This is a genomic window from Streptomyces sp. NPDC093544 (genome assembly GCF_040683495.1).
Classification (GTDB): domain Bacteria; phylum Actinomycetota; class Actinomycetes; order Streptomycetales; family Streptomycetaceae; genus Streptomyces.
Window position 1 is genome coordinate 64,914 of record NZ_JBFBEA010000028.1, and the last position, 26,058, is coordinate 90,971.

Below are 26,058 nucleotides of genomic sequence, written 5' to 3' on the forward strand. Positions count from 1 at the left end.
GCCCTCACGAGAGGTCACGCGGAGTCGCCTTCCCGCATGGGAATCCGCACACCACGCTCGTCCGCCACGGACTCGGCGATGTCGTAGCCGGCGTCCACGTGCCGGATGACTCCCATCCCGGGGTCATTGGTCAGCACGCGGCGGATCTTCTCGCCGGCGAGCTTGGTGCCGTCGGCGACGGTGACCTGGCCGGCGTGGATGGAGCGGCCCATGCCGACGCCGCCGCCGTGGTGGATGGACACCCAGGACGCACCCGAAGCCACGTTCACCATGGCGTTCAGCAGCGGCCAGTCGGCGATCGCGTCGGAGCCGTCGAGCATGGCCTCGGTCTCGCGGTACGGCGAGGCGACGGAACCGCAGTCGAGGTGGTCTCGGCCGATGACGAGGGGCGCCGCGAGCTCACCGGAGGCGACCATGTCGTTGAAGCGTTCGCCGGCCTTGTCGCGCTCGCCGTAGCCGAGCCAGCAGATACGGGCGGGCAGGCCCTGGAAGTGGACGCGCTCGCCGGCCAGCTTGATCCAGCGGTGCAGGGACTCGTTCTCCGGGAAGAGGTCGAGGATCGCCTTGTCCGTCTTGTGGATGTCCGAGGCCTCTCCGGAGAGCGCCGCCCAGCGGAAGGGGCCCTTGCCCTCGGAGAAGAGGGGCCGGATGTAGGCGGGGACGAAGCCGGGGAAGGCGAACGCCCGCTCGTACCCGGCGAGTTGGGCCTCGCCACGGATCGAGTTGCCGTAGTCGAAGACCTCGGCACCGGCGTCCATGAAGCCGACCATGGACTCGACGTGACGGGCCATGGACTCACGGGCGCGGGTGGTGAACCCGGCCGGGTCCTTCGCGGCGTACGAGGCCATGTCGTCGAGGTCGACGCCGACGGGAAGGTAGGCCAGCGGGTCGTGGGCCGAGGTCTGATCGGTCACGATGTCGATGGGGGCGCCCTCGGCGAGCATGCGCGGGAGCAGCTCGGCGGCGTTGCCGAGCAGACCGATCGACAGCGGGCGACGGGCGTCGCGGGCCTCGACGGCAAGCTGGAGGGCGTGCTCCAGGGAGTCGGCCTTCACGTCGAGGTAGCGGTGCTCGATGCGGCGCTCGATGGCACGCGGGTCGACGTCGATACAGATCGCGACGCCGTCGTTCATCGTCACGGCGAGCGGCTGGGCGCCGCCCATGCCACCGAGACCGGCGGTCAGCGTGATCGTGCCGGCCAGCGTGCCGTTGAACTTCTTCGCGGCGACGGCGGAGAACGTCTCGTACGTGCCCTGGAGGATGCCCTGCGTGCCGATGTAGATCCACGAGCCGGCGGTCATCTGGCCGTACATGGTGAGGCCGAGAGCCTCAAGACGCCGGAACTCCTCCCAGTTCGCCCAGTCGCCGACCAGGTTGGAGTTGGCGATGAGGACGCGCGGGGCCCACTCGTGGGTCTGCATGACGCCGACGGGGCGGCCGGACTGGACGAGCATCGTCTCGTCCTGCTTCAGGGTCCGCAGGGTGCGCACCATGGCGTCGAAGGAGCGCCAGTCACGGGCGGCCTTGCCGGTACCGCCGTAGACGACGAGCTTGTCGGGGTGCTCGGCGACCTCGGGGTCGAGGTTGTTCTGCAGCATCCGCAAGGCGGCTTCCTGCTGCCATCCCAGGGCGCTCAGTTCCGTACCGCGCGGCGCTCGTACGGGGCGGGGTCCTGACATGGTCTGCCTCCTAAGCGGACTGTTGCCGTAGATATTCACATCCTGGCTTCTTGAATAGAGCTAGTCAATAGCCGCATAGGCAAGCGCGGGCCCGCCGCGGATGTTTGGCTGGTACGTATGGGCGCAGACAGGGACACGGCGGGGGATCCGGTGAGCGACGGGGCGGTCGGGGCGGAGGGGACAGACGGGGCGGCGGACTCTTCAGGTGGCTCGGGCGGTGCGGGCTTGGCTGGCTTGGCTGGCTTGGCGGGCTTGGCGGGCTTGGCGGGCTTGGCGGGCTTGGCCGACGATGAGGACCGCGATCGCGTCCTGCGACGCGACGATGCCGTCCGGGCCGCCGTGGAGCAAGGTCTCCTCACGCCGGGAACCCCCATCGTCGCCCTCCTGGACGTCCCCGGCATCCGGGCCTCGGCCGCCGCCCTGCGGGCCGCCTTCGACGCGGTGACCGCTCCCGGCACGCCTGTGCTGCACGCGTTCGCGGTGAAGGCGACCCCGCTCGTGCCCGTACTGCGGCTGCTGCGCGAGCAGGGTATCGGTGCGGAGGTGGCGAGCCCCGGGGAGCTCGCCCTCGCCCGGGCGGCCGGAGTGTCGCCGGCGCACACGGTCCTCGACTCACCCGCCAAGACACCCGCCGAGCTGCGCGAGGCGTTGGCGCTGGGCATCGCCGTCAACGCGGACAACCCGCAGGAGCTGGACCGTATCGACGCCCTGGTACGGTCCGCGGCGACCCGATCTCCCCTCGGAATCCGGGTGAACCCGCAGGTCGGCGGGGGTTCCATCGAGGCGCTGTCGACTGCCACGGCGACCTCCAAGTTCGGGGTCGCGCTGCGGGACGAGGGAGCGCGGGAGTGGATCGTCCAGGCGTACGCCGACCGCCCCTGGCTGACCCGGCTGCACGCGCACACCGGGTCGCAGGGCATCCCGCTGTCACTGATGGCACAGGGCGTGGCGGAGACGTACGCACTGGCCGAGGAGATCAACCGGCACCTCGGGCGGCGGCAGATCGACACGATCGACATCGGCGGCGGGCTGCCGGTCAACTTCGGCTCCAACGCCACCGCCCCGACGTACGCGCAGTACGCGCGGCTGCTCGCCGGGGTGGTGCCGGGGCTGTTCGACGGGCGGTACGGGCTGGTCACCGAGTTCGGGCGGTCGCTCCTCGCCAAGCACGGGACGGTGCTCGCGCGGGTCGAGTACACGAAGTCCGCCGGGGGGCGGGCGATCGCGGTCACCCACGCGGGCGTGCAGATCGCCGCCCGCACGGTGTACGCGCCCGCGTCCTGGCCGCTGCGGATCGCCGCGTACGACGCGAAGGGGCGCCCCAAGGCGGGACCGGACGTCGTCCAGGACATCGCGGGTCCCGCCTGCTTCGCGGGTGACCTCCTCGCCGAGGGGCGCGCGCTGCCGCTGTTCGAGCAGGGCGACTACGCGGCCGCGCTGGACACGGGCGCGTACTACTTCGCCCACCACTACGCGTACAACTCCCTCGCCCGGCCGGGTATCTACGGCTTCGCGCCGGACGACGAGGGCGGCGTCCGCTTCGCCGTCGCACGCGAGCCGCAAACCCTCGAAGAGATCGTCGCGGAATCGGGCGGGGCACGCCCGTCGGCGCTCACGGGACTCTAAGGCCCTCACGGGGCTTACCAGGGCGGTGAAGTCCACCCGCGGTTCGGCAGCGCCCTGAAGCGGCGCGGGGAACTGCGCGACCAGCCACGACGGTGCCGCAGACGATCGACGGCACATCCCGGCACATCCCGGCACATCCAGTGGAGCACCCGGCGCTCAAAAGGTCCCGCACGCCCCCGCGCACCCGCACGCGCCCCGGGCCGGGCCTTCGCCACGGCTCCAACCAGGCAGAAAATATGGTCAGTTGACCCACCTTAGTCACCGCGGGGCATGTTCCACAGGAAAATGCCAGAACCCTCACCCCCCGCCGCACACGTTGCGTAACTTCGGCGTCACTCGGCCGAACCCTTGGCGGGAGGGGAGACACGGTGCCCGGAATCGACGAGTGCCTACTGGAAGCCATGACACTGCCCGGTGCCCGGGGGGCCGCGGTGGTCGACTGGACCAGCGGCCTGGCCCTGGGCACGGCCGGGGACGCACCGGGCGGTGACCACGAGACGACCGCGGCGGAGGCCGCCGAGCTGGCCCGGCTCGCCGCGGAGCACCACGCGTTCGCCCCGGCCGACGGCTCCGACCGGTCGGATCAGGAGACACCGGTCGAGGACCTGATCATCAGCAACCGGGACAGCTACCACCTGCTGCGCTTCGTGAGCACCACCTTCGACAGCAGCGTGTTCCTGCACCTGTGGCTGGCCCGCGCGGACGGCAACCTCGCGCTGGCCCGTATCCGCCTCGCCGAGCTGGCCGGACGGCTGGTGCTCGGATGACGACGGTCAGAACACCTCCCCCGCCCCACCTACCGCTCCGGGACAGAGCGGCCGACTCCAGTGGCGGCGTCTCGCCGATGCTGAGCCGGCTCGCCGCCGAGCGGGCCACCGGCGTGCTCGTGCGCGAGCGCGGCACGCTTTACCTCGCCGACGGCGAAGTGGTGCACGCCGAGAGCCCCGCCACACCAGGGCTCGACGTGCTGTTCGCCGCCCGCGGGGTGCTGGACCCGGAGGTGTGGCGGGAGGCCGTCGCCGCGGCCGGTGCGCGCAACCGGGTCGGCCGGTTCCTGGTCGACAGCGGCCGGATAGCGAAGGGCGCGCTGGAGCTGTGCCATCTCGGTTCGCTGTACGACGCGGCGTATTTCGTGCTCGGGGCGAGCAGCACCCCGAGCCGCTTCCGGTACGGGGCCGCGCACTGGCTCGGCCCCGTCCGCCCAGTATCCGTGGCCGCGCTGGAGCGCGAGACCGTGCGCCGCCGCGAGCTGCTGCACCGCATCTGGCCCGACCCGGCGACGGACACCGCACCGCTGGCGCGCGCTCGACTCGCCGCCGGCCCGGCGATTCCGCTGCGACAGGAAGCCGTACTCGACCGGGTGGACGGCGTACGCACCGCGGCGGACGTCTCGCTCGTCCTGGGTCGGCCCGCTTTCCACACCCTGGTCGACCTGCGCCGGCTGGCCGCCGCCGGGCTCGTGACGGCGGCGCCCCCGGCGCAGCCGCCCCCCGTTCCCAGCGTGCTCACCCAGACCTCGGCCGACCCCGACGTGGCCCTGCTGCGGCGGCTCAGAGACGCGCTGGAGGCCCTGTGAGCCCCGACCCGCGGGAGGCCTTGTGATCCGCGCGCTACGACAGCGTGCCGAGAGGAGACTGCTGATGGCGGCGGAGCCCGAAGTCCTCGACGAACTCCACCGGTTGAGAGCCCGAGTACCCCAGCTGACCGGGGCGCTCGCGGCCAGCGCCGACGGTCTCGTCCTCGCCCACGACACCCCCGGCGTGGAGCCGGACGGCCTGGCCGCGCTGACCGCGGCCGCGCTGGGTGTCGCCGTACGGATGGCGGACGCCACCGGGCAGGGCGACTTCCGCGAGCTGCTGGTGCGCGGCGTCCACGGCTATGTGGCGACGTACGCGGCCGGCGCCTCCGCCGTGCTGACCCTGCTCGCCCAGGACCGGGTGAACGTCGGCCGGCTGCACCTGGAGGGGCGCCGCTCCGGCACCCGGATCGGCGAGCTCGTGGCAGCCGCGACCGCGCGCGGCGAACCGGCCGGCTCGGCGAGGGCTCCCACGAAGCCCGCCTCCGCGACCTCGCGTACCCGGACGGCGCGCGGCCCGACGGTTTCGCGCGCCGTCACCACTCCTACCCCCAACACCCCAACCACATCGGAAAGTTGAGAGGAAGCAGCACACCATGACCAACACCGAAACCGCACTCAAAGAGGCACTCGCCTCCATCGAGGGCGCCACCGGCGCCGCCCTCGTCGACTACACCAGCGGCATGGCGCTGGGCACCATCGGCGGCAGCAAGGGCTTCGACCTCACCGTCGCGGCGGCCGGCAACACCGACGTCGTACGCGCCAAGCTGCGCACCATGGAGCACCTCGGCCTGAAGGGCGAGATCGAGGACATCCTGATCACGCTGTCCGACCAGTACCACCTGATCCGGCTGATGAAGGGACGCGGCGGCAACGGCCTCTTCCTGTATCTGGTGCTCGACGTCAAACGGTCCAACCTGGCGATGGCCCGCCACCAGCTACGCAGGATCGAGGCGGACCTAGAGGTATAGCCAGACCAACGGCGATGGCAAACGGCTGATGGCAAACGACCGATGGCCAACGGATGTTGACCAACAGGCGGTACAGCCAGGGCCGTCAGTGGCGCCGCGCTCCGCCGGGCGCGGCGTCGCCCGCCGCCACACCGGTGGCCCGGCAGGCCTTGACCGGCTTGCCCGCGGGGGCGCCCGCGCCCCTGCCGAGCCAGTCGACGCGCACCCAGATCAGCTCCTGCCCGGCGCGTTCGCGGCGCCCCAGCCAGCCGGCCTTCAGCCACAGGCCGACGCCCACGCCGGCGAGCAGCATGCCGCCCGCGGCGGGCACCGCGAACGAGCTGCCCAGCGCGGCCACGAAGGCGAGCAGCAGCCACCAGCGGTGGCCCCGGCGCCAGTTCCGTACGGTCACCGCGCGGTCCTGGAGCACATCGTGCTTGCTGGCGCGCGCGGCGGAGCGGGCCAGTTCGGCGTACCGCTTCCTGCGTCTGTACGCCACCACGACGGCCGCGACGATGAACAGCACCGCCCCGGCCATGACCCCGATCCGGCGCCCGGTGATCCCCGGCAACACCACCCCGATGGCCGCCGCGAACACCCCGAACCACCACAACGGTGCGGCGCCCGCTCTCACGACGACAGCCACCCGGGCCAGTCCCTGCCCTCCGCGCCCCACGTTCCGCCTCCTTGTACGTCCCAACTCTCCGGGCGAGCACGCTAGCGAGCGAAGGTGAGACGAGCCTGAGAAGTACGACCGCTCAACCAAACCGTGACCAGCGACCAGCGAGTGGCCACTGAGAACTGGCTACTGGCTACTCGACGAAGAGTCCCCGGGCGGCCGCCCGCGCGTCGAACTCCTCAAGGCGTGCCTGCGCGTCCGGCAGGTCGTCGCACATCGCCTCCAGCAGGACGCGGCCGATCAGCATCGGGGCGCAAGCCGTGTCAAAGGCGAGACCGGTACCGACGGCGGCCGGAAGCAGCAGGTCCGACACCTTCGCCACCGGCGCGAACGCCGAGTCCGCGACCGTCACCACCGTCAGGCCGGCCGCCTTCGCGTAGGCCAGCGAGTCCACGACCTCGCGCGGATGCCGGGGCAGCGCGAAGCAGAGCAGTGCCGTGGCCCCGGCGTGCACGGCCGCGTCGATGCGGTCGTGGAGCATCGTGCCGCCCTCGTGCAGCAGCCGTACGTCGGGGTGGACCTTGGCCGCGAAGTACGCGAAGCCGTACGCCTGGGAGGCGGCGGCGCGCAGGCCGAGCACGGGCAGCGGCCGGCTCGAAGCGAGGAGCCGCCCGGCACGCGCCACCGGGCGCGGGTCCGCCAGCACCTCCGCCAGGTGCTTCAGGTTCTCGATCTCGGCCTCGACGGCCTGCTGGTACTCGTTGTACGAGGCGGAGGCCGCGGTCTGCTCGGCGGGCGCGACCTCGCGCAGGTGCTTGCGCAGCGCCGGGTAGCCGTCGAAGCCGAGCGCGACCGCGAAGCGGGTGACGGACGGCTGGCTGACCCCGGCCAGCTCGGCGAGCTCGACGCTCGACAGGAACGGCACGTCGGCGGCGCGGCGCACCATGCTGTGCGCGATCCGCCGCTGGGTCGGCGTCAGCCGGTGCCCCTCGAAGAGCGCCTGAAGCCGCGCGGCGGGACTGTCCGTCATACCAATACTCCCGTCCACACCCGTACTCGCATCCGCATCCGCATTTGCGTCCACGCCGCTCATGACGCGCTCCCCCTCCAGATGTCCGTGAACCGGTCGAGCAGTGCGGCCGCCGCGCCCACGTCGCCGGTGAGCGGCCGGTCGGCCTGTTCCGGGTCGAGCACCGACTCGGCGAGCTCCAGCGCCCGGCCGGCCGGCAGCTCCGGATCGGGCCGCAGCTCGCGCTGACGCAACGCCCGTACGGCGGCGACGAGTTCGCAGCCGACGACGAGACGGTACGCACCGCAGGCCCGCAGGGTCTGCCGTGCGGCGAGCGAGGCGAAGCTGGCCTGTTCCTCGACGCCCCGGGAGAGTACAGCGTGGCCGAGCGAGGCGGGCGCGGAGAAGGCCCGCAGGTCACCGAGGGCGGCCGCGGCGGCGTACTCCAGGATCATCACGCCGGAGGACGCGGGTTCGCTGTCGGCGAGGAAGGGGCGCAGGCGGGTGTAAGCGGGTTCGTTCAGGGTGGAGAGCCGGGAGGTCGACAGGCGGGCCACCTGTGTGACGGCCAGCCTGAAGTGGTCCAGGGCGAGGGCTAGTTGGGCCTGGTAGAAGCCGCCGTGGTGGTACGCGGCCATGTCCTCGGGGGAGATCAGGGGGTTCTCGGCGGCGGCGTTGATCTCGACGGTGAGGACGCCCTCCAGCGCGTCCGCCGCGTCCTGCGCGGGCCCGTGGATCTGCGGGACACACCGGAAGCCGTACGGGTCCTGGATCCGCCCGAGCGGCGGCACCGGCCGGTCCGCCGCCCCGATCAACTCCCGCATCCGCCGCGCCACTTCGACCGACCCGCGGTGCGGCCGCGCGGCGTGCACGGGCGCCGCGTACGCCTCGTGCGAGCCGTCGACCGCGATCAGCGAGAGCGCGGCGACGACCTGCGTGGCCCCGATGAGCCCACGCAGCTCGTCCAGAGCCAGCGCGGCCTGCCCGAGGGTGAGCGCGTTACTGCTGATGAGCGCGAGGGCGTCGTTGTTGTCGAGGGGCTGGGGCTCGGGGACAAGCCTCCGCGGGGCGCCCGCACCGGCGCCGTCGCCGACCTCGCCGACGAACCCGGCGGCAGACTCAGCAGCGACGCGCGCCTCCACGGACGCCGCATCCCGCGAAGCACCCGCACCAGCCCCGCCGACAGCCCGCCCCACCACGGGCGCCACGCCCCGCGAAGCACCCGCGCCAGCCCCGCCGACAGTCTGCTCCTCCGGGGACGACACGTCCCGCGGGCGACCGCCCGACCCTCCGTGCGGCTTCGCCTCGGCGCCGCCACCCCGCTCGGAGTGATCGCCCCCGGAAACCCTCAGACCCCCCACGGACCCCACAGGGCTCACATGGCCCACTGGTCCCACGGACCCTGCCAGCCCCACCGGCCCCACCGGCCCCCGCCAAGGATGCTCCCCCGCCAGCGCCAGCCCCACCTGCGCCAGCGCCGCGATGTCACCCGTGCCCACGGATCCGAACTCGTTCACCACCGGGTACACCCCGGTCTCCAGTGCCTCGCACAGTGCCGTGACGACGCTGGGCCGGAGCCCCGCGCCGCCCGCGAGCAACTGGTTGGCGCGCACGGCGAGCATCGCGCGGACCTGCCGGGCGGGCAGCTCCTCGCCGATCGCCCCGGCGTGGCTGCGCAGGAGACGCAGACCGTGCCCCGCGGCGGACGCCGTCGGCACGTCCTCGTTCCGGTTGGCGCCCACGCCGGTGGACCGCCCGTACACACGGCCGCTCGCGGCGATCTGCCGGGCCGCGTCCCAGGATTCCTCGACGCGCTTCATCGCTTCGGTGCCGGGAACCGGCCGCGCGGCCCCGTCGGCGAGCCGGACGATGTCGGCGACACCGGTGCTGCAGCCGTCCAGCACCACGAGACCGGTGTTCACCACACTCGACACGTCCACAGTCCGAGACGACATAGAGCGCAGACTCCCCTCACTCCGGAGATTGACACCGTTGACAACCTATTCAAGTACGGAGAACTCTGCATGACGATATGCAGGCCGGGCAAGGGACACCTCGTGATCCAGTTCAACACGGCGCACATTCCGGATCCGACGGGGGTGCAGCCCACTCCGAACAGGGGGGCTAACCCCAGTGCCTCGGCGCCGTCGGCTCCCTAACGTAGGCACCATGACCGGTATGGAAGCCCGCGGCGACGCCGAACTGAAGAAGGAACTCGACGCCACCCTGCACGCACGCAAGGAGCTGGGCGAAGAGTACGAGTCCGCGTTGGTCGACTCGTTCCTGGAGAAGGTCGAACAGCGCTTTGACGGCGTGGTCGACCGCCGGGTGCGGCGCCAACTCGCGGAACAGCAGATGGTGGTGGCGCGTGGATCGCGCTCACCCCAGTCGACCGACTCCTGGGGCGAGCGCTTCGGCTTCGGGATCGTCTCCCTCGTCCTCGCCATCCCCTTGTCGGGGATCGGCGGCGGCGTCGCGGGCCTGCCCGGCCTCCTGGTCGCCTGGGGAGGCATCGTGGGGGTCAACGTGGTCCAGGCCGCGCGTCTCTACCCGGACTTCTTCGGCAGGCGCAAGGGCAAGTCGGCGTCGGACTGGGAAGACTAGAAGAGTCCAGAAGAGTTCGGACAGCACGAACACGCGCGAAGGGCCCGCACCTGCGATCAGGTGCGGGCCCTTCGAAGCTTGCGCGAGGACCGCCGCACCCCCGATAAAGGGGGGCGGGACGACGGCGGTCCCCGCGAGGGACGCGAGCCGGGTCAGGGCCGGGCTTACGCGTCCGTGGCGTCATGGAGGTCCGGGAGCCGCTCCGAAGGTCCTTGACGCCGTTTTGGTGTCGGCCGGGGCGGGGAGCCGCTCCCGCCCTTGCCGACAACCACCAATGTGCCGGATCCGTGTTAAGCCGGTGCTGCGCGGACGTGACGCGCTCGTACCACTTCCGCGAAGTTCACTCCAGAAAGCGCCGCTCAGAAGCGTTCTCGCAGCTCGGCCCGGACGCCTCGCCTGTCTGTTACTGCTTCGCCCCGCCCTTGGCGAGGAAGGACAGCAGGTCCTGACGGCTGACGACCCCGGTGGGCTTGCCCTCGACGAGGACCATCGCGGCGTCGGCGGCGCCGAGCACGGACATCAGGTCCCCGACCGGCTCACCGGACCCGACCTGCGGCAGCGGCGCCGACATGTGCTTCTCCAGCGGGTCCTCCAGGGAGGCCCGCTTGGTGAACAGCGCGTCGAGCAGCTCCCGTTCGACCACGGACCCGATGACCTCGGCGGCCATCACGTCCGGGTGCCCGGCGCCGGGCTTCACGATCGGCATCTGCGAGACGCCGTACTCGCGCAGCACTTCGATCGCCTGGCCGACCGTCTCCTCCGGGTGCATGTGGACGAGGGTGGGGATGCGGCCGTGCTCCTTGTCGTCGAGGACGTCGGCGACGCGCGCGCTGGGCCCGGTGTCCTCCAGGAACCCGTAGTCGGCCATCCACTCGTCGTTGAAGATCTTGCTGAGGTACCCGCGCCCGCTGTCGGGCAGCAGTACGACCACGACGTCGTCGGGCCCGAGCCGCTCGGCCACCCGCAGCGCGGCGACGACGGCCATGCCGCAGGACCCGCCGACGAGCAGCCCCTCTTCCTTGGCGAGCCGGCGCGTCATCTGGAAGGAGTCCTTGTCGGACACGGCGACGATCTCGTCGGCGACGGTCCGGTCGTACGCGGTGGGCCAGAAGTCCTCGCCCACGCCCTCGACCAGATACGGCCGCCCGGACCCGCCGGAGTACACGGACCCCTCGGGGTCGGCGCCCACGACCTGCACCTTGCCGTCACTGGCGTCCTTCAGGTACCGCCCGGTCCCGGAAATGGTGCCGCCGGTGCCCACGCCCGTCACGAAGTGGGTGATCTTCCCTTCCGTCTGCTCCCACAGCTCGGGGCCGGTGGAGTGATAGTGCGAGAGGGGATTGTTGGGGTTGGAGTACTGGTCGGGCTTCCAGGCGCCGGGCGTATCGCGTACGAGCCGGTCGGACACGTTGTAGTACGAGTCCGGGTGCTCGGGGTCGACGGCGGTGGGGCAGACGACGACCTCGGCGCCGTACGCCCGGAGCACATTGATCTTGTCGGTGCTCACCTTGTCGGGGCACACGAAGATGCACTTGTAGCCCTTCGTCTGCGCCACGATGGCGAGCCCGACTCCGGTGTTTCCGCTGGTCGGCTCGACAATCGTGCCCCCCGGCTTGAGGGCTCCGCTCTCCTCCGCGGCCTCGATCATGCGCAGGGCGATGCGGTCCTTCACGGACCCGCCGGGGTTGAAGTACTCAACCTTCGCCAGGACGGTCGCCTGGATGCCCGCGGTCACGTTGTTGAGCCTCACCAGCGGGGTGTTGCCGACGAGACTGATCATCGAGTCGTGGAATTGCACCGTTGTCTCCGGAGCTGTGTTTCAAAAGGGATGGTCCCGTCAGCGTAAGGCGTCGGGTGACGGTTCACGCACCGTTGAGATTGGAGAGCGGCCCTCACGGGGCAAGCACTGGATGTACGGCTATGAGGAGGTGACGGCGACGCATGGCGGGTATGTCGAGGGCGAGGGTGGCACGGCGGATCGCGGCGGGCGCGGCGTACGGCGGCGGCGGGATCGGCCTGGTGGGCGCGGCCGCGGTCGGCGTGCTGCTGGCCGAGGTGCAGATGGCGAAACGTGTGGTGGGCAACGGACACACACCGCACGCGCCGCGCGGTGAGGGCTTGTACGGGTACGGATACGCCGGGCAGGACGGTCCGCCGCTGCGGCTGACCATGCTCGGCGACTCCACGGCCGCAGGGCAGGGTGTGCACCGGGCACGGCAGACTCCGGGGGCGCTCATCGCGTCCGGGCTCGCGGCGGTCGCCGAGCGTCCGGTGGAGCTGAGCAACGTGGCGCTGCCCGGGGCCCAGTCGGACGACCTGGACCGCCAGGTAGCGCTGACCCTCGCGGACACCTCCCGGGTACCCGATATCTGCGTGATCATGATCGGCGCGAACGATGTGACCCATCGGATGCCGCCGACGCGTTCCGTGCGCCATCTGTCCTCGGCGGTACGGCGGCTGCGTACGGCCGGTGCGGAGGTCGTCGTGGGCACCTGTCCCGACCTGGGCACGGTCGAGCAGGTTCAGCAGCCGCTGCGGTGGCTGGCCCGCCGGGCCTCGCGGCAGCTCGCCGCCGCCCAGACGATCGGTACGGTCGAGCAGGGCGGTCGTACGGTGTCGCTGGGCGACCTCCTTGGCCCCGAGTTCGCGGCGAACCCGCGGGAGTTGTTCGGGCCCGACAACTACCACCCCTCGGCGGAGGGGTACGCCACTGCCGCGATGGCGCTGCTCCCTACGGTCTGCGCGGCGCTCAACCTCTGGCCGGCGGAGGAGGAGCACCCGGACGTCTCCCGCCGCGAAGGTTTCCTGCCGGTGGCCCGCGCGGCCGCGGAGGCCGCCTCCGAGCCCGGCACCGAGGTCACCGCCGCCATGCCCACAGGCCCCCGCGGCCCCTGGGCCCTCCTGAAACGCCGCCGCCGACGCCGCGTACCGGCCACGGACCCGACACCGGCCCCGTCTGCGTGAGCAGGGGTTTTTCGCCCCCTCCGCCCCTGCCCGTCCCGTATCTGGGGGCTGCCGCCCCCACACCCGCGCTGTCGGCCGAACGGCCTCGTCCTCAAACGCCGGACGGGCTAAAGACTTCTAGCGCCGGCCGGGGAGAGATTCAGCCCCTCCGGCCTTTGAGGAGCGGGGTCTGGGGCGGAGCCCCAGGAACAAGGGACGGGAAGGGGCGGAGGGGCGAAAAAGCCCGCCGCACCCCCCGATGCCGGGAGCCCCGCCAGTGAAAGGCGCCCACGCCAGAAGAAAGCAAGCGCTTAGAAAAGTGCGGCCCGAGTCACACCCCCACCCCCGTGACCTGAACCGTACGTACGGGTAACTTCGCAAGCAGCCATGCCCGCCCCGTACTCCCACCCGTCGCCCGACCACCACCCCTCAACGAGGCGCTACGCGCCGCCCCTTCCTACTGGAGCCGTCGATGCCCGAAGCCGTGATCGTCTCAGCCACCCGCTCCCCGATCGGCCGCGCCTTCAAGGGCTCCTTGAAGGAGGTGCGCCCCGACGACCTGACCGCCACGATCATCGAGGCCGCCCTCGCCAAGGTCCCCGGCCTGGACCCGAAGGACATCGACGACCTCATGCTCGGCTGCGGCCTCCCCGGCGGCGAGCAGGGCTACAACCTCGGCCGCATCGTCGCCGTACAGATGGGCATGGACCACCTCCCGGGCTGCACCATCACCCGCTACTGTTCCTCGTCGCTCCAGACCAGCCGCATGGCCCTGCACGCCATCAAGGCGGGCGAGGGCGACGTCTTCATCTCGGCGGGCGTCGAGATGGTGTCGCGCAGCATCAAGGGCTCCAGCGACGGCCTCCCCGACACCCAGAACCCGTTCTTCGCCGAGGCCCTGGCCCGTACCGCCACCGTCGCCGCCAGCGAGGGCGCGAGCTGGCACGACCCCCGCGAGGACGGCCTCGTCCCGGACGCGTACATCGCGATGGGCCAGACCGCCGAGAACCTGGCCCGCCTCAAGGGCGTCACCCGCCAGGACATGGACGAGTTCGGCGTCCGCTCGCAGAACCTCGCCGAGGAAGCCATCAAGAACGGCTTCTGGGAGCGGGAGATCACGCCGATCACGACGCCGGACGGCACTGTCGTCTCCAAGGACGACGGCCCGCGCGCGGGTGTGACGCTGGAGGGCGTCCAGGGCCTGAAGCCGGTCTTCCGCCCGGACGGACTCGTCACGGCCGGCAACTGCTGCCCCCTGAACGACGGCGCCGCCGCCCTCGTGATCATGTCCGACACGAAGGCCCGCGAGCTCGGCCTGACCCCGCTCGCCCGCATCGTCTCGACCGGCGTCACCGGCCTCTCCCCCGAGATCATGGGCCTCGGCCCGGTCGAGGCGTCGAAGCAGGCCCTGAAGCGGGCCGGCCTGACCGTCGACGACATCGACCTGTTCGAGATCAACGAGGCGTTCGCCGCCCAGGTGATCCCGAGCTACCGCGACCTGAACATCCCGCTGGACAAGCTGAACGTCAACGGCGGCGCCATCGCCGTCGGCCACCCCTTCGGCATGACCGGCGCCCGCATCACCGGAACGCTCATCAACAGCCTCCAGTTCCACGACAAGCAGTTCGGCCTGGAGACGATGTGCGTCGGCGGCGGCCAGGGCATGGCGATGGTCATCGAGCGCCTCAGCTAGTACCACCTAGTACCGCTCCTGTCACGGGAGTTGAACCCAGCGTGACCAAAACGGCCCGGATCCCTGCAACCCCAGGGACTCTGGGCCGATTTGTGATCCAATCCCCCCCAAGATGTGACCTATCTCCCTCTGGAGAGCGATTTACGCAGGTCAGAGCCGTTACGCAACTAAACACCAGGCCCAAAGTCCTGTCCCTTTCGTGACGTTACGCACTGACAGCTGGATAGTCCGCCCTTCAAGCTGATGTAGGAAGTCGGGGGTCGACTTTGAACCGGGAGTACGTCAGTGAGCGCCATGCCGATTGCTTTGCTGCTCACCACGGCCGCCACCGCGGCCGTGGGCGTCGCCGTTCTGCGCACGCTTCAGGGACTGCGCCGGCAGGTCACGGCCCTGCACACCGAACTCGCCGCGAGCCGCGCCACCGCCGCACGAGGCCTCGTGCCCGCCGCCCGCGCGGCCGCGGACACGGACGAGATACGCGCTGCCGTGGCCGAGGCGCTCGCCGAGGAGCGGGAGCGGGAGCTTGCCGAGGCGCGGGCGTTCTGGGCGGCCCAGGAGGCGCGTGACGCCTCCGACCTGCCCTCGCTGCTCGGCCTGCCCGACGGCGAACCGTTCCTGCCGCGCCACTCGGACTTCATCGGCCTCGAACACCTGGAGCCGGTGCCCGAGCCGGGCCTGGAGGCCGACGACTTCGCCGGTGACTCCCCCGAACTCGCCGCGGCCCGCCGCCGCCACCCCTCCCACCCGGACTTCATCCCCGCACAGTCACCCGTCGTGAACGACCATGAGCGCACGGTGGCCTGCCTGGAGGAACTCGCCGAGTCCGGCACGGAACTGGCCGACGTCCGCCCCGGCCCGCTCGGCACCCTCGACGTCTACGTCTTCGCCGACGGTACGACCCTGTGCATGACCCCGGGCCACCGCGAGACCGCGGAGCAACTGGCCGCGGCCCTCCACGCGGGCGCCGCCCCGGTCCTCCTCGGCGGCTCCGGCGTCTCGGGCGCGTACGCGCTGACGTTCGCGTGCGGAGACGAGAACATCTACATCCTGGCGGACCGAGTCATAGCGTCGCTGTAAGAGCTGCACGAGCCGGGAGCCGTACGAACTCTCAACGCGCCGGAGTCGATCAGACTCCGGCGCGTTTCTGCGCCTCCGCAACAAGCCCCACTGCTTCCTCGAGCTCCCGCTCGTCTTTCAGTACGAGCGCCAAATCATGCGCGGCAACCATGATTTGGTCGGCGGCGGCGAACATCCCCGCGTCGGGCATCTCGCGAGGCTCCCCGGACGGGTCCTCCACACGCTGCGCCCACCGTGCCAACTCCCTGGCCAGGCCCAGTGCCTCGGCGGCGGCCCCGCGCTGCAGCCGGCTCTGCGGCGCGGCCCGCAACCGGTCGGCGAAGTGATCCACTGCACGGGTCAAAGGCGTCGTATCAAGCACGCGGCGAGCGTACGCGCCGCAGCAGGACTGTTGCCAACAACCCAACCCTCAGGCACGGTGGCGTGAAGGACCGGCTCACATCCCCGATTGCGTCCGGAGGCGCCGATGTCCCAAGTGTTCTCCCAGGAGACCCATCGCAACCTGCTCGCCCGCATCCCCCATTGCACCGGTCGTGAGATCTCCGACTGGCTGCGCACCGTCGACGAAGGCCCCGCGCTCTTCCGCTTCGAGGAAAAGGTCAGCTGGCTCCGCGCCGAGCACGACCTCGCGTACGGCCACGCCAAGGCAATCATTCACGAGTACGACCTGAGGAGGGCCGCGCGCAAACTGCTCTGAGCGCGCACCACCGAGACGACAGGCATCCGCATGACAAAGGGCCCGCGAACCGGTGGGTTCGCGGGCCCTTCAGTCACTGACGACCGGCTGGTACCGGTCGGTCCGACTAGTCGTTGCCGCTGAAGATGGCGGCCAGCCGCAGCATCTCGACGTAGATCCACACGATGGACATGGTCAGGCCGAACGCGGCCAGCCAGGCCTCCTCGCGAGGAGCTCCATACGCGATGCCGTCCTCGATCTGCTTGAAGTCGAGGGTCAGGAAGAACGCGCCGAGGATGATCGCGATGATGCCGACGATCGCGCCCAGCGGCCCCATGCTGCGCAGTCCGCCGTCCTCGGCTCCACCGAAGGCGACGAGCAGCAGGTTGACCGCCATGACCAGGATGAAGGCGATGGCGATGGCCATGCCGATGCGCGCGTACCGCGCGGTCACGCGGATCCAGCCCGCCTTGTAGATCAGCAGGGTCGCGCCGGACACCGCCATGGTGCCGAGCACCGCCTGGAAGGGCGCGCCCGACCACTGGCTGTTGTACATCTCGCTGATGACCCCGAGGAAGACGCCCTCGAAGGCGGCGTAACCGAGGATCAGCGCGGGCGAGGCCTTGCGCTTGAAGGACTGCACCATCGCCAGTACGAAGGCGATGAGGGCGGAGCCGATGGCGAGCCCGAAGCTGGTGCTGGTGACCGGCAGCAGGGCCCAGGCCAGGATGGCGCCGACGGCGACGGTGCCGAGCGTCATGCCCGAGCGCATGACGACGTCGTCCATCGTCATACGGCCGGTGGTGACCGGAGCCTGCGGCGGAGCGCCTTGCTGCAGGTCCTGCTGCGCGTAGGGGTTCTGCGCGTAGGGATTGCCGCCGCCCTGCTGGGCGTACGGGTTGGCCTGCGTGCCGACAGCGGGTCCCCCGGCCTGCGGCGCCGCGTTGAATCCCGCGTAGCCGTTGTCGCGGCTGAACCCCCGTCGCGAGAAGACCGGGTTGCTGCTCCTCATTTCACTCCTCCATGGCCACCGTGCGTGGCGTTGGCTCAAGAGTAATAGGTAGGCAAAGGGAAGAGCCTAGTGCTTGGGGAGGATCTTTCCCTTGTCGTGACGCGGAACACGCTACGTGCTGGCCTCATTCCCTGCGACGGAGCACCCAATCCATGACCGACCTGGGACACGGCCGAGACCGGCCGATGATCAGACCGGACGAAGAGCTCAGACCGTACGAACGGCTCAGACCGTACGAACAGCTCAGCCCGAACGATCCGGGTCAGTCCAGCGGGAACCCGGTGTACCCGTCCGCGAGGTCCGTCTCGGCCGCCCGCGAGCCGACGACCCGCTCGAGGCGGGCGAGCTGGAGCCGGTCCTCGAAGGGGGTCGCGTCGGGGGCGCGGTGCAGCATGGTCGTCATGTCGTACGAGAACCGCTCGGCCTGCCAGACCCGGCGCAGGCAGGTCGCCGAGTAGGTGTCGAGCAGTTCGGCCGATCCGGTGTCACGGAGCCGGACCAGGGCGCGGGCGAAGGTGACGACGTCGCCGACCGCGAGGTTGAGCCCCTTGGCGCCGGTGGGCGGCACGATGTGCGCGGCGTCCCCGGCGAGGAAGAGCCGCCCGTGCCGCATCGGCTCGTGGACGTAGCTCCGCATCGGGGTGACGGACTTGGCGGTGATGGGCCCCCGCCGCAGCTCCCAGCCGTCCTCGGTCGCGAACCGCCGCTCCAGCTCGTCCCAGATCTCCTCGTCGCCCCAGGCCTCGGCGTCCGTGCCCTCGGGCACCTGGAGGTAGAGGCGGGAGACGGTGGGCGAGCGCATGCTCAGCAGGGCGAAGCCGCGGTCGTGGCGGGCGTAGACGAGCTCGTCGTGCGAGGGCGGGACATCGGCGAGGATCCCGAGCCAGCCGAAGGGGTACGTCCGCTCGAAGACGCGGGAGAGGTCCGCGGGCACGGCGTTCCGCGCGACCCCCCAGAATCCGTCACACCCCACCACGTAGTCACAGTCGAGTACGTCCTCGCGCCCCTCGTACGTGAAGCGGATCCGCGGTCGATCGCTCTCGGCCCCCTCCACCTCCAGCGCCTCGGCCTCGAAGAGCAGCGGGCCGCCCTCCTTCAGCTGGAGGGCGATGAGGTCCTTGCACACCTCGGTCTGCGCGTACACCATCACGGAGCTGCCCCCGGTGAGCCCGGGGAAGTCGACGCGATGCCGCTTGCCCTCGAACCGCAGCTCGATCCCGTCGTGCCGCAGCCCTTCCCGGTCCATCCGCTCCCCGGCCCCCGCGGCCCGCAGCACGTCGACGGTCCCCTGCTCCAGGATCCCGGCCCGCTGCCGGTGCTCCACATAGGCCCGGTCCCGGCTCTCCAGGACCACGGACTCGATCCCGGCGTTGTGCAGCAGCCGCGCCAGCAACAGCCCGGCCGGCCCCGCCCCGATGATCCCGACGGTGGTACGCATCGGCACGCCCCTTCGCGTTCCTCAGATACTCTCGTTCACAACTTCGAGTTCGCATAGTGAAGTTTCCTTCACCAATCTCTGCCACCGAGTCTCCGACTGGTTACACTCTCTGTCAACAGACCTCGGTCAAAGGTTGTGCGGGGGACTCCTCACCCCGTCGAGACCCACGCCTGCGTCGCAAGTGCGGGAGGTGCCCGGAACCGGACTTGAACCGGTACGCCCGCGAGGGGCAGCGAGGTTTAAGCTCGCCGTGTCTGCATTCCACCATCCGGGCAGGCCATGGGCTCCGCATCGAAGTTCCGAGCCTATCGGGGCTCGTCCCCTGAACAGCGGTCAGGCGGACCGATGTTGTCTTATTTTATTGATGTCTGAGGGTGCATCAGCACCCGGTACGGACCATCCGCACATGCCAGATAGCCTTTCGGGCGACTTCCGGCAGCGCATACGGAATGACGGAATTTCACCGTCCGAACACGCGGACAGCGCGGCACCCGTGACCGGCGCTCTCAGGGACGGCCCTCATCCCCAGGTATGACACGGGCGCTCCCGGTGCGACCGAAGTCGCCCCCCGGAACCGGAACAGCGGCTGACTACACGGCCCCGAACGGCCACGACGATGGACACGTCCCCGGAAATCGTCGTCGTCGTCCCGACAGGAGCACCCTCCCGTGACCACCACTCCCGTGACCGCCCCCCGCATTGCCGACCGCACTGCCGACCGGGCCACCGCGGTGGCCGCCCGAGCCACGGAACTCTCCAAGGTCTACGGACAGGGCGAGACCCAGGTGGTCGCCCTCGACCGGGTCACCGTCGACTTCCGGCAGGCCGAGTTCACCGCGATCATGGGTCCCTCCGGGTCCGGCAAGTCCACCCTGATGCACTGTGTGGCCGGGCTGGACTCGTTCTCCTCCGGCTCCGTGCGCATCGGCGAGACGGAGCTCGGCTCCCTCAAGGACAAGCAGCTCACCAAGTTGCGCCGGGACAAGATCGGCTTCATCTTCCAGGCGTTCAACCTGCTGCCGACCCTGACCGCCCTGGAGAACATCACCCTCCCGATGGACATCGCGGGCCGTAAGCCCGACAAGCAGTGGCTGAACACGGTCATCGAGATGATCGGCCTCGCCGACCGCCTGAGCCACCGGCCCTCCCAGCTCTCCGGCGGCCAGCAGCAGCGCGTCGCCGTCGCCCGCGCGCTCGCCTCCCGGCCCGACATCATCTTCGGCGACGAGCCGACCGGAAACCTCGACTCCCGCGCCGGCGCGGAGGTACTCGGCTTCCTGCGCAACTCCGTACGGGAGTTGGGGCAGACCGTCGTCATGGTCACCCACGACCCGGTGGCCGCCGCGTACGCCGACCGCGTCATCTTCCTGGCCGACGGCCGGATCGTCGACGAGGTGCTCGAGCCGACCGCGGACGCCGTCCTCGACCGGATGAAGCAGTTCGACTCGAAGGGCCGCACGAGTTGACGCCCGCCGGCCCATACGAGTTGACGCCCGCCGGTCCATCGGACCGAGCACCCGTCGCGCCGTCCCGCAGACTTCCTACCTCCCTGGACTGAGACAACCCCATGTTCCGTACCGCCTTGCGCAACGTGTTCGCGCACAAGGCCAGGCTCCTGATGACCGTGCTCGCCGTGATGCTCGGCGTCGCGTTCGTGTCCGGGACCCTGGTCTTCACCAACACCATCTCGGACGCCTACCAGAACAGTTCGGCCAAGGGCTTCGACCAGGTCGACGTCGTCATCGAGCCCGAGTATCAGGACGACAGCGGCGACACGGTCGGCAAGGAGCAGAAGCTCACGCAGCCGCTGCTCGACAAGGCGGCCGACGTCCCCGGCGCGGCGTCCACCATCGGCGTCGTGAACGGCTTCACCGCCATCGCCGACAAGGACGGCAAGCTCGTCGGCAGCGGCTTCCAGTCGATGGGCGGGAACTACTGGGGGGACAAGGATCCCCGGTATCCGCTGACGGGCGGCAGCGCCCCGCGCGGCCCGAACGAGGTCGCGATCGACTCCGAGACCGCGAAGCGGGCCGGGTACAAGGTCGGCGACACCGTACGGCTGTCCGTCGACGGGCCCGTCCTCACGCCCACCATCACCGCGGTCTTCACCACCGACGACGGCAATGTCGCGGCCGGCGGCAGCCTGGCCCTCTTCGACACGGCCACCGCGCAGAAGCTCTTCGACTCGGTCGGCACCTACGACGAGATCGATGTGAAGGCGGCGGCCGGCATCAGCCAGACCGCCCTGCAGAACCAGCTCGACAAGGTCCTACCGAAGGACACCGCCTCCACCACGACCGGCGAGAAGGCCGCCGCCGACCAGGCCGAGCGGATCTCCTCGGGGATGAGCGCCATGAAGACGGGCCTGCTGGTCTTCGCCGGCATCGCGCTGTTCGTCGGTACGTTCATCATCGCCAACACCTTCACCATGCTGGTCGCCCAGCGCACCAAGGAACTTGCGCTGCTGCGCGCCGTCGGCGCCTCCCGCAGGCAGGTCACCCGGTCCGTACTCGTCGAGGCCTTCGTCGTCGGCGCGGTCGCCGCGGTCTCGGGTCTGGTCGCGGGCATCGGCATCGGCGCCGCAATGCGCGCCCTGATCGGCACGCTCGGCGCGCCCGTACCGGACGGCCCGCTGGTGATCTCGCCCGGCACCGTCGTCACGGCCCTGATCGTCGGCATCGTCATCACGATGCTCGCCGCCTGGCTGCCGGGCCGCCGCGCGGCGAAGATCCCGCCGGTCGCCGCGATGAGCAGCGTGCACGCACAGGCGACCACGAAGTCCCTGGTCGTACGGAACACGATCGGCGCCCTCTTCGCGGGGGCGGGCATCGCCGTCGTCCTGCTCGCCACGACCATGAGCGGCTCGGACGGCCAGGCCCCGATGGGCCTCGGCGCGGTCCTGCTCATCCTCGGCGTCTTCATCCTCACGCCGCTGCTGTCCCGCCCGCTGATCGCGGCCGCCTCCCCGGTGCTCCGGATCTTCGGGGTCTCCGGCAAGCTCGCCCGCCAGAACTCGGTGCGCAACCCGCGCCGCACCGCCGCGACCGCCTCGGCGCTGATGATCGGCCTGACCCTGATCACCGGGATGACGGTGATGGCGGGCAGCCTGCAGAAGTCGATCGACAAGATGGCCAGCTCCGCGATCAAGGCGGACTACGTCGTCTCGATGGCGAACGGCCAGTCGCTCTCGCCGGACGTCGAGAAGAAGCTCGCCGGCCTCGACGGGGTCACGGACACCAGTGCCCTGCGCAACGCACCTTCACGCATCGACCAGCAGACCGAGTACCTGACGGGCGTCAACGGCGCGTCCATCGCCAAGCTCACCGACCTCACCATGGACGAGGGCTCGTTCAAGGTCGGCGGGACGCAGACCGTGGTCGACGACCGCACCGCCGACTCGCACGGCTGGAAGGCCGGTTCGCAGTTCACCGTCTCGTACGAGGACGGCAAGAAGCAGCAGCTGACCGTGGCCGGCGTCTACCAGGGCAACGAGATGATCTCGGGCATCATGCTCGACAACTCGACGCTCACCCCGCACACCACGGACGCCTTCGACATGCAGGTCATGCTGAAGACGGCGAGCGGCGCCTCGGACGCCACCAAGGACAAGCTGGAGAAGGCCCTCGGCAACAACCCGGCCATCCAGGTCCAGGACAAGCAGGACATCTCCGACGGCATCGCGAGCATCTTCACCCTGATGCTGAACATGCTCTACGGCCTGCTCGCGATGGCGGTCATCGTCGCCGTCCTCGGTGTCATCAACACCCTGGCCATGTCGGTCTTCGAACGCTCGCAGGAGATCGGGATGCTGCGCGCGATCGGCCTCGACCGCAAGGGCATCAAGCGGATGGTCCGTCTGGAGTCCCTGGTCATCTCGCTCTTCGGCGGCGTACTCGGCATCGGCCTGGGCGTGTTCTTCGGCTGGGCCGCCGGCGAACTCCTCGGCAGCAGCATGCCGACGTACGAACTGGTCCTGCCCTGGGCCAGGATGGGCTTCTTCCTGCTCCTCGCGGCGACGGTCGGCGTGCTCGCCGCGCTGTGGCCGGCACGCAGGGCGGCCCGCCTGAACATGCTGTCGGCCATCAAGTCCGATTGACGTGCTCACCACCTGAAGGGTGGTGATTCTGGCCGTCCCTACCGGGTGCTGTGCAGCTTCGCTGCACGGCGTCTGGTCGGGGTTCCGTGGCTTCCTGTTTCTTGGCGCTGTGCCGGGACGAGTCCTGGTCTTATCGGCGCTCCGCAGGCTGAAACCGCCAGTCCGGCGGCCGTCTTGATGTTGATGGCGGCGTTGTGGTCGCGGTCGTGGACCGCGCCGCAGGCGCTACAGGTCCATTCGCGGACATCGAGGGGTTTGGGTCCGTCGCGGTGGCCGCAGGTCGAGCAGGTCTGGCTGGTGGGTTCGAACCGGCCGATCTTGATGAAGGTCCGGCCATACCGTGCTGCCTTGTACTGGAGCATGTTCACGAACTGGGACCAGCCTGCGTCGTGGACGGATTTGGCCAGGCGGGTGCGGGCGAGGCCGTTCACAGCCAGGTCTTCCACGGCGATCGCTTGGTTCTCGCGGATCAGTTTCGTGGAGAGCTGGTGGTGGAATTCCTTGCGGGCGTCGGCGACCTTGGCATGGGCGCGGGCGACTACCCGGCGGGCCTTGGCACGGTTCTTTGATCCCTTCTGTTTGCGGGACAGGTCTCGTTGGGCCTTCTTGAGTTTCTTCTCCGCGCGGCGCAGGAAGCGCGGGGAGTTGATTTTCGTGCCGTCGGAGAGGACGGCGAAGTGAGTCAGGCCCAGATCGATGCCGATGGATCGGTCGGTGTCGGGCATGCGGGCGTTGTCGGTATCGGGGTCGGTGTCGATGACGAAGGAGGCGAAGAAGCGGCCTGCGCTGTCCTTGACGACGGTGACGGAGGAGGGGGTGGTGGGCAGGGTCCTCGACCAGGCGACCTTCACCGGGCCGATCTTCGGCAGGTGCAGGCGGCCGCCCGGTGTGATGGACCAGCAGGCATTGGCGGTGAAGCGAATGGCCTGGCGGGTGTCCTTGCGGGACTTGAACCGGGGCGCGGCGGCCTTGGGGCCCTTGCGTTCGCCCTTGAGGGAGGCGAAGAAGTTGCGGTAGGCGGCCTCGGCGTCCTTCAGGGACTGCTGGAGGACGACCGCGGAGACCTCCGCGAGCCAGGACCGCTCCGGACGCTGCTTCGCCTCCGTGACCAGCACCTTGGACAGCAGGGCTGCCGTGGGATAGGGATCGCCCTGCTCATGGGCGGTACGGCGGGCGCGCACCGCGTCGTTGAACACGACACGGGCACACCCGAACGCCCGCGCCAGCGCACGTTCCTGGCCGGGCTCCGGGTACAGGCGAAAGGCGTACCGGAGCTGCATGACGCCGATCGTACGAACGAGACCCGCCCGCATGAACCCGGAACATGCGTTCCCCGCATCACCCTTGCCAGGCAGTGTCGGCGAGCCCTCCCCGGCTCCGCCGGCAGCAACGTGGGCGCTCCGCGCCCACCGACACCCACTTCCGTGCCGCTCCGCGGCACAGCCGCCGGATTCTCCACGCCCCCGGCATGAACGCCGGAGCACTGAGAATGAATCCCGGTAGCACGGCACGAGTCGGGGCCCCGTTCCCTCCAGGGGGAACGGGGCCCCTTTCTCGTACGCGCACGCTCTTCAGTTCCAGGTACGCGCCCGCAACGGCATTCCGGACGCCCCCGAAGCCTCCTGCGTCCTGACCGCCAGTACCTGGTTGACGCCGATGCGGTTGCGCTCGAAGGCGAGTGCGGAGGCGGCCATGTACAGCCGCCAGACGCGGGCACGGCCGGGGCTGGTGAGCCGCACGGCACGCCCCCACTGCGCTTCCAGGTTGGTGACCCAGTGCCGCAGGGTGAGGGCGTAGTGCTCGCGGATCGACTCGACGTCACGGACCTCGAAGCCGGCTCGTTCCAACTGGGTCACCGTCGTCCCGACAGGCGCGAGTTCGCCGTCCGGGAAGACGTACGCGTCGATGAACTCGTCGACGGAGTACGCCGATTCGTCCCGGCGCGGCGGGCGCGCGATCTGGTGGTTGAGCAACCGCCCGCCGGGCCTCAGCAGCTGATGCAGTACCTCGGCGTACTCCAAGTACCGTTCGGCGCCCACGTGTTCGGCCATGCCGATCGACGAGATGGCGTCGAAGGGCCCGTCCGCGACATCCCGGTAGTCCTGCACCCGGATCTCCACCCGGTCGGTCAGCCCCTCCTCCGCGACCCGCTTACGGGCGTACGCGGCCTGCTCCTGCGACAGCGTCACGCCGACCACGCTGACGCCGTACTCACGCGCGGCGTGGATGGCCATGGAACCCCAGCCGCAGCCGACGTCGAGGAGCCGCTGACCCGCCTTCAGGTCCAGCTTGCGGGCGATGAGGTCGAGCTTGTCGCGCTGGGCCTCCTCAAGGGTGGCCTCCCCGGACTCCCAGTAGGCGCACGAGTAGACCATCGACGGACCGAGGACGACCTCGTAGAAGTCGTTCCCCACGTCGTAGTGGTGGCTGATGGCCCGCCTGTCGCTGCGCTTGGTGTGCAGATGACGGCGTCTGCGCACCTCTTCTCCGGGCGGGGCGGGCGGCAGCGGCCCGGCCAGCTTCACCAGCCCGCGCAGGGCGGCGCGCACCTCGGGGTCCCGCAGGGCTTGTGCCGTCCCCCTCGCGTCCTCTCCCCGCTCCCACAGGAGCCCGGACATCAGGCCGAGCGCGGTGTAGAGGTCGCCCTCCACGGCGAGGTCCCCGGCGACCCACGCCCTCGCGAGGCCCAGCTCTCCCGGCTTCCACAGCAGCCGGCGTACAGCCCGTCGATTCCGTACGACGAGTACGGGGGCGGCGGGCGGCCCTGCCTCCGAGCCGTCCCAGGCGCGGATGCGCACCGGGAGCGGGGCTCCCAGCAACTGTTCGACAAGGCTCCTGAGCCGCAGCGCGGCGTCCTGCATGGCGCACACCTCCGTGACGACACTCCCGAACGCTCCAACAACCACGTAAACACCAACATGCTCCTCGCGCAGTCCCCGTTCCGCGTTACGGCTTCGCAAAATACGTGCAGGGACCATGCTTTTGATGTCGAGGCCGCGGTGCTTTTATCGCCGATGCGGCGGCCGCGGAAACGCCGAAGGGGCCTCCCGCACCACGGAT

The 26,058-nt window shown here is 70.3% G+C and carries 22 protein-coding genes and 1 tRNA gene; 12 read left to right on the plus strand and 11 right to left on the minus strand.

The genetic code is table 11. The features are described from left to right. Positions 1-14 precede the first annotated feature (14 nt). The gene (hutU, locus tag AB0N66_RS34070) at positions 15-1,679 is read right to left on the minus strand and encodes a urocanate hydratase (RefSeq protein ID WP_365442303.1); all 1,665 of its coding nucleotides are present in this window, start codon (positions 1,677-1,679) and stop codon (positions 15-17) included. A 270-nt stretch (positions 1,680-1,949) separates the two neighbouring features. Here hutU and AB0N66_RS34075 point away from each other — a divergent pair, with 270 nt between their 5' ends. From AB0N66_RS34075 to AB0N66_RS34095, 5 genes are all read left to right on the plus strand, one after another. Continuing rightward, the gene (locus AB0N66_RS34075) at positions 1,950-3,305 is read left to right on the plus strand and encodes a diaminopimelate decarboxylase (RefSeq protein WP_365442305.1); all 1,356 of its coding nucleotides are present in this window, start codon (positions 1,950-1,952) and stop codon (positions 3,303-3,305) included. Positions 3,306-3,673: 368 nt separating this feature from the next. Beyond that, the gene (locus AB0N66_RS34080) at positions 3,674-4,072 is read left to right on the plus strand and encodes a hypothetical protein (protein WP_365442307.1); all 399 of its coding nucleotides are present in this window, start codon (positions 3,674-3,676) and stop codon (positions 4,070-4,072) included. Beyond that, on the plus strand, positions 4,069-4,881 hold the full coding sequence (locus AB0N66_RS34085; protein ID WP_365442309.1) for a transcriptional regulator: 813 nt from the start codon (positions 4,069-4,071) through the stop codon (positions 4,879-4,881). The genes AB0N66_RS34080 and AB0N66_RS34085 overlap by 4 nt, the downstream gene beginning before the upstream one ends. Positions 4,882-4,945: 64 nt before the next feature. Beyond that, complete coding sequence (locus AB0N66_RS34090; RefSeq protein WP_365442311.1) at positions 4,946-5,461, plus strand: roadblock/LC7 domain-containing protein; 516 nt, start codon at positions 4,946-4,948, stop codon at positions 5,459-5,461. 16 nt (positions 5,462-5,477) lie between these two features. Continuing rightward, positions 5,478-5,852: a hypothetical protein gene (locus AB0N66_RS34095; RefSeq protein ID WP_365442313.1), complete on the plus strand. Its 375-nt coding sequence runs from the start codon at positions 5,478-5,480 to the stop codon at positions 5,850-5,852. Positions 5,853-5,937: 85 nt separating this feature from the next. On the opposite strand, the gene AB0N66_RS34100 is transcribed toward AB0N66_RS34095, so the two are convergent. From AB0N66_RS34100 to AB0N66_RS34110, 3 genes are all read right to left on the minus strand, one after another. Then, on the minus strand, positions 5,938-6,507 hold the full coding sequence (locus AB0N66_RS34100; RefSeq protein WP_365442315.1) for a hypothetical protein: 570 nt from the start codon (positions 6,505-6,507) through the stop codon (positions 5,938-5,940). 136 nt (positions 6,508-6,643) lie between these two features. Next, positions 6,644-7,480: a MurR/RpiR family transcriptional regulator gene (locus tag AB0N66_RS34105; protein ID WP_365442317.1), complete on the minus strand. Its 837-nt coding sequence runs from the start codon at positions 7,478-7,480 to the stop codon at positions 6,644-6,646. 59 nt (positions 7,481-7,539) lie between these two features. Further along, complete coding sequence (locus AB0N66_RS34110; protein WP_365442319.1) at positions 7,540-9,414, minus strand: aromatic amino acid ammonia-lyase; 1,875 nt, start codon at positions 9,412-9,414, stop codon at positions 7,540-7,542. 214 nt (positions 9,415-9,628) lie between these two features. On the opposite strand from AB0N66_RS34110, the gene AB0N66_RS34115 reads away from it, so the two are divergent. Next, complete coding sequence (locus AB0N66_RS34115; RefSeq protein WP_365442321.1) at positions 9,629-10,063, plus strand: hypothetical protein; 435 nt, start codon at positions 9,629-9,631, stop codon at positions 10,061-10,063. 403 nt (positions 10,064-10,466) lie between these two features. On the opposite strand, the gene AB0N66_RS34120 is transcribed toward AB0N66_RS34115, so the two are convergent. Beyond that, complete coding sequence (locus AB0N66_RS34120; protein ID WP_365442323.1) at positions 10,467-11,861, minus strand: cystathionine beta-synthase; 1,395 nt, start codon at positions 11,859-11,861, stop codon at positions 10,467-10,469. A 143-nt stretch (positions 11,862-12,004) separates the two neighbouring features. Between AB0N66_RS34120 and AB0N66_RS34125 the strand changes: the two genes are divergently transcribed. The 3 genes from AB0N66_RS34125 to AB0N66_RS34135 all read left to right on the plus strand — a co-directional run bounded on the left by AB0N66_RS34125 (position 12,005) and on the right by AB0N66_RS34135 (position 15,776). Next, positions 12,005-13,027, plus strand: a complete 1,023-nt coding sequence (locus tag AB0N66_RS34125) for an SGNH/GDSL hydrolase family protein (protein ID WP_365442325.1) — start codon at positions 12,005-12,007, stop codon at positions 13,025-13,027. A 451-nt stretch (positions 13,028-13,478) separates the two neighbouring features. Beyond that, positions 13,479-14,699, plus strand: a complete 1,221-nt coding sequence (locus AB0N66_RS34130; protein ID WP_365442327.1) for an acetyl-CoA C-acetyltransferase — start codon at positions 13,479-13,481, stop codon at positions 14,697-14,699. A 294-nt stretch (positions 14,700-14,993) separates the two neighbouring features. Then, complete coding sequence (locus AB0N66_RS34135; protein WP_365442329.1) at positions 14,994-15,776, plus strand: hypothetical protein; 783 nt, start codon at positions 14,994-14,996, stop codon at positions 15,774-15,776. A 49-nt stretch (positions 15,777-15,825) separates the two neighbouring features. Here AB0N66_RS34135 and AB0N66_RS34140 read toward each other — a convergent pair whose 3' ends face one another. After that, complete coding sequence (locus AB0N66_RS34140) at positions 15,826-16,137, minus strand: hypothetical protein (RefSeq protein ID WP_365442331.1); 312 nt, start codon at positions 16,135-16,137, stop codon at positions 15,826-15,828. A gap of 105 nt (positions 16,138-16,242) precedes the next feature. On the opposite strand from AB0N66_RS34140, the gene AB0N66_RS34145 reads away from it, so the two are divergent. Continuing rightward, a complete protein-coding gene (locus AB0N66_RS34145) occupies positions 16,243-16,473 on the plus strand; it encodes a DUF4287 domain-containing protein (RefSeq protein WP_148008763.1) in 231 nt (76 codons plus the stop codon). 106 nt (positions 16,474-16,579) lie between these two features. Here the strand turns inward: AB0N66_RS34145 and AB0N66_RS34150 are convergent, their stop codons facing one another. The 3 genes from AB0N66_RS34150 to AB0N66_RS34160 form a co-directional block, all read right to left on the minus strand. Next, a complete protein-coding gene (locus AB0N66_RS34150) occupies positions 16,580-17,464 on the minus strand; it encodes a Bax inhibitor-1/YccA family protein (RefSeq protein ID WP_365442333.1) in 885 nt (294 codons plus the stop codon). A 262-nt stretch (positions 17,465-17,726) separates the two neighbouring features. Then, on the minus strand, positions 17,727-18,902 hold the full coding sequence (locus AB0N66_RS34155) for a 4-hydroxybenzoate 3-monooxygenase (protein WP_365442335.1): 1,176 nt from the start codon (positions 18,900-18,902) through the stop codon (positions 17,727-17,729). 191 nt (positions 18,903-19,093) lie between these two features. Continuing rightward, a tRNA-Leu gene (locus tag AB0N66_RS34160) sits at positions 19,094-19,176 on the minus strand. A gap of 424 nt (positions 19,177-19,600) precedes the next feature. On the opposite strand from AB0N66_RS34160, the gene AB0N66_RS34165 reads away from it, so the two are divergent. Together AB0N66_RS34165 and AB0N66_RS34170 are read left to right on the plus strand one after the other, a co-directional pair. Continuing rightward, positions 19,601-20,368 carry an ABC transporter ATP-binding protein gene (locus AB0N66_RS34165; RefSeq protein ID WP_365442389.1) on the plus strand — a complete coding sequence of 256 codons (768 nt, stop codon included), beginning with the start codon at positions 19,601-19,603 and terminating at the stop codon, positions 20,366-20,368. Positions 20,369-20,469: 101 nt separating this feature from the next. Continuing rightward, entirely contained in the window at positions 20,470-22,998 is a 2,529-nt protein-coding gene (locus tag AB0N66_RS34170; RefSeq protein ID WP_365442337.1) for an FtsX-like permease family protein, read from the plus strand. Positions 22,999-23,036: 38 nt separating this feature from the next. On the opposite strand, the gene AB0N66_RS34175 is transcribed toward AB0N66_RS34170, so the two are convergent. Both AB0N66_RS34175 and AB0N66_RS34180 read right to left on the minus strand, forming a co-directional pair. Continuing rightward, positions 23,037-24,278, minus strand: coding sequence for an RNA-guided endonuclease TnpB family protein (locus tag AB0N66_RS34175; RefSeq protein ID WP_365442339.1), 1,242 nt, complete (start codon positions 24,276-24,278; stop codon positions 23,037-23,039). Positions 24,279-24,569: 291 nt separating this feature from the next. Next, entirely contained in the window at positions 24,570-25,859 is a 1,290-nt protein-coding gene (locus AB0N66_RS34180; protein ID WP_365442341.1) for a class I SAM-dependent methyltransferase, read from the minus strand. Positions 25,860-26,058: the final 199 nt, after the last annotated feature.

Coding starts and splice junctions, on each gene's coding strand:
- hutU (WP_365442303.1), bottom strand. CDS start 1,679: ATGTCAGGACCCCGCCCCGTACGAGCGCCGCGCGGTACGGAACTGAGC.
- AB0N66_RS34085 (WP_365442309.1), top strand. CDS start 4,069: ATGACGACGGTCAGAACACCTCCCCCGCCCCACCTACCGCTCCGGGAC.
- AB0N66_RS34090 (WP_365442311.1), top strand. CDS start 4,946: ATGGCGGCGGAGCCCGAAGTCCTCGACGAACTCCACCGGTTGAGAGCC.
- AB0N66_RS34095 (WP_365442313.1), top strand. CDS start 5,478: ATGACCAACACCGAAACCGCACTCAAAGAGGCACTCGCCTCCATCGAG.
- AB0N66_RS34105 (WP_365442317.1), bottom strand. CDS start 7,480: ATGACGGACAGTCCCGCCGCGCGGCTTCAGGCGCTCTTCGAGGGGCAC.
- AB0N66_RS34110 (WP_365442319.1), bottom strand. CDS start 9,414: ATGTCGTCTCGGACTGTGGACGTGTCGAGTGTGGTGAACACCGGTCTC.
- AB0N66_RS34115 (WP_365442321.1), top strand. CDS start 9,629: ATGACCGGTATGGAAGCCCGCGGCGACGCCGAACTGAAGAAGGAACTC.
- AB0N66_RS34125 (WP_365442325.1), top strand. CDS start 12,005: ATGGCGGGTATGTCGAGGGCGAGGGTGGCACGGCGGATCGCGGCGGGC.
- AB0N66_RS34130 (WP_365442327.1), top strand. CDS start 13,479: ATGCCCGAAGCCGTGATCGTCTCAGCCACCCGCTCCCCGATCGGCCGC.
- AB0N66_RS34135 (WP_365442329.1), top strand. CDS start 14,994: ATGCCGATTGCTTTGCTGCTCACCACGGCCGCCACCGCGGCCGTGGGC.
- AB0N66_RS34145 (WP_148008763.1), top strand. CDS start 16,243: ATGTCCCAAGTGTTCTCCCAGGAGACCCATCGCAACCTGCTCGCCCGC.
- AB0N66_RS34150 (WP_365442333.1), bottom strand. CDS start 17,464: ATGAGGAGCAGCAACCCGGTCTTCTCGCGACGGGGGTTCAGCCGCGAC.
- AB0N66_RS34155 (WP_365442335.1), bottom strand. CDS start 18,902: ATGCGTACCACCGTCGGGATCATCGGGGCGGGGCCGGCCGGGCTGTTG.
- AB0N66_RS34170 (WP_365442337.1), top strand. CDS start 20,470: ATGTTCCGTACCGCCTTGCGCAACGTGTTCGCGCACAAGGCCAGGCTC.
- AB0N66_RS34175 (WP_365442339.1), bottom strand. CDS start 24,278: ATGCAGCTCCGGTACGCCTTTCGCCTGTACCCGGAGCCCGGCCAGGAA.
- AB0N66_RS34180 (WP_365442341.1), bottom strand. CDS start 25,859: ATGCAGGACGCCGCGCTGCGGCTCAGGAGCCTTGTCGAACAGTTGCTG.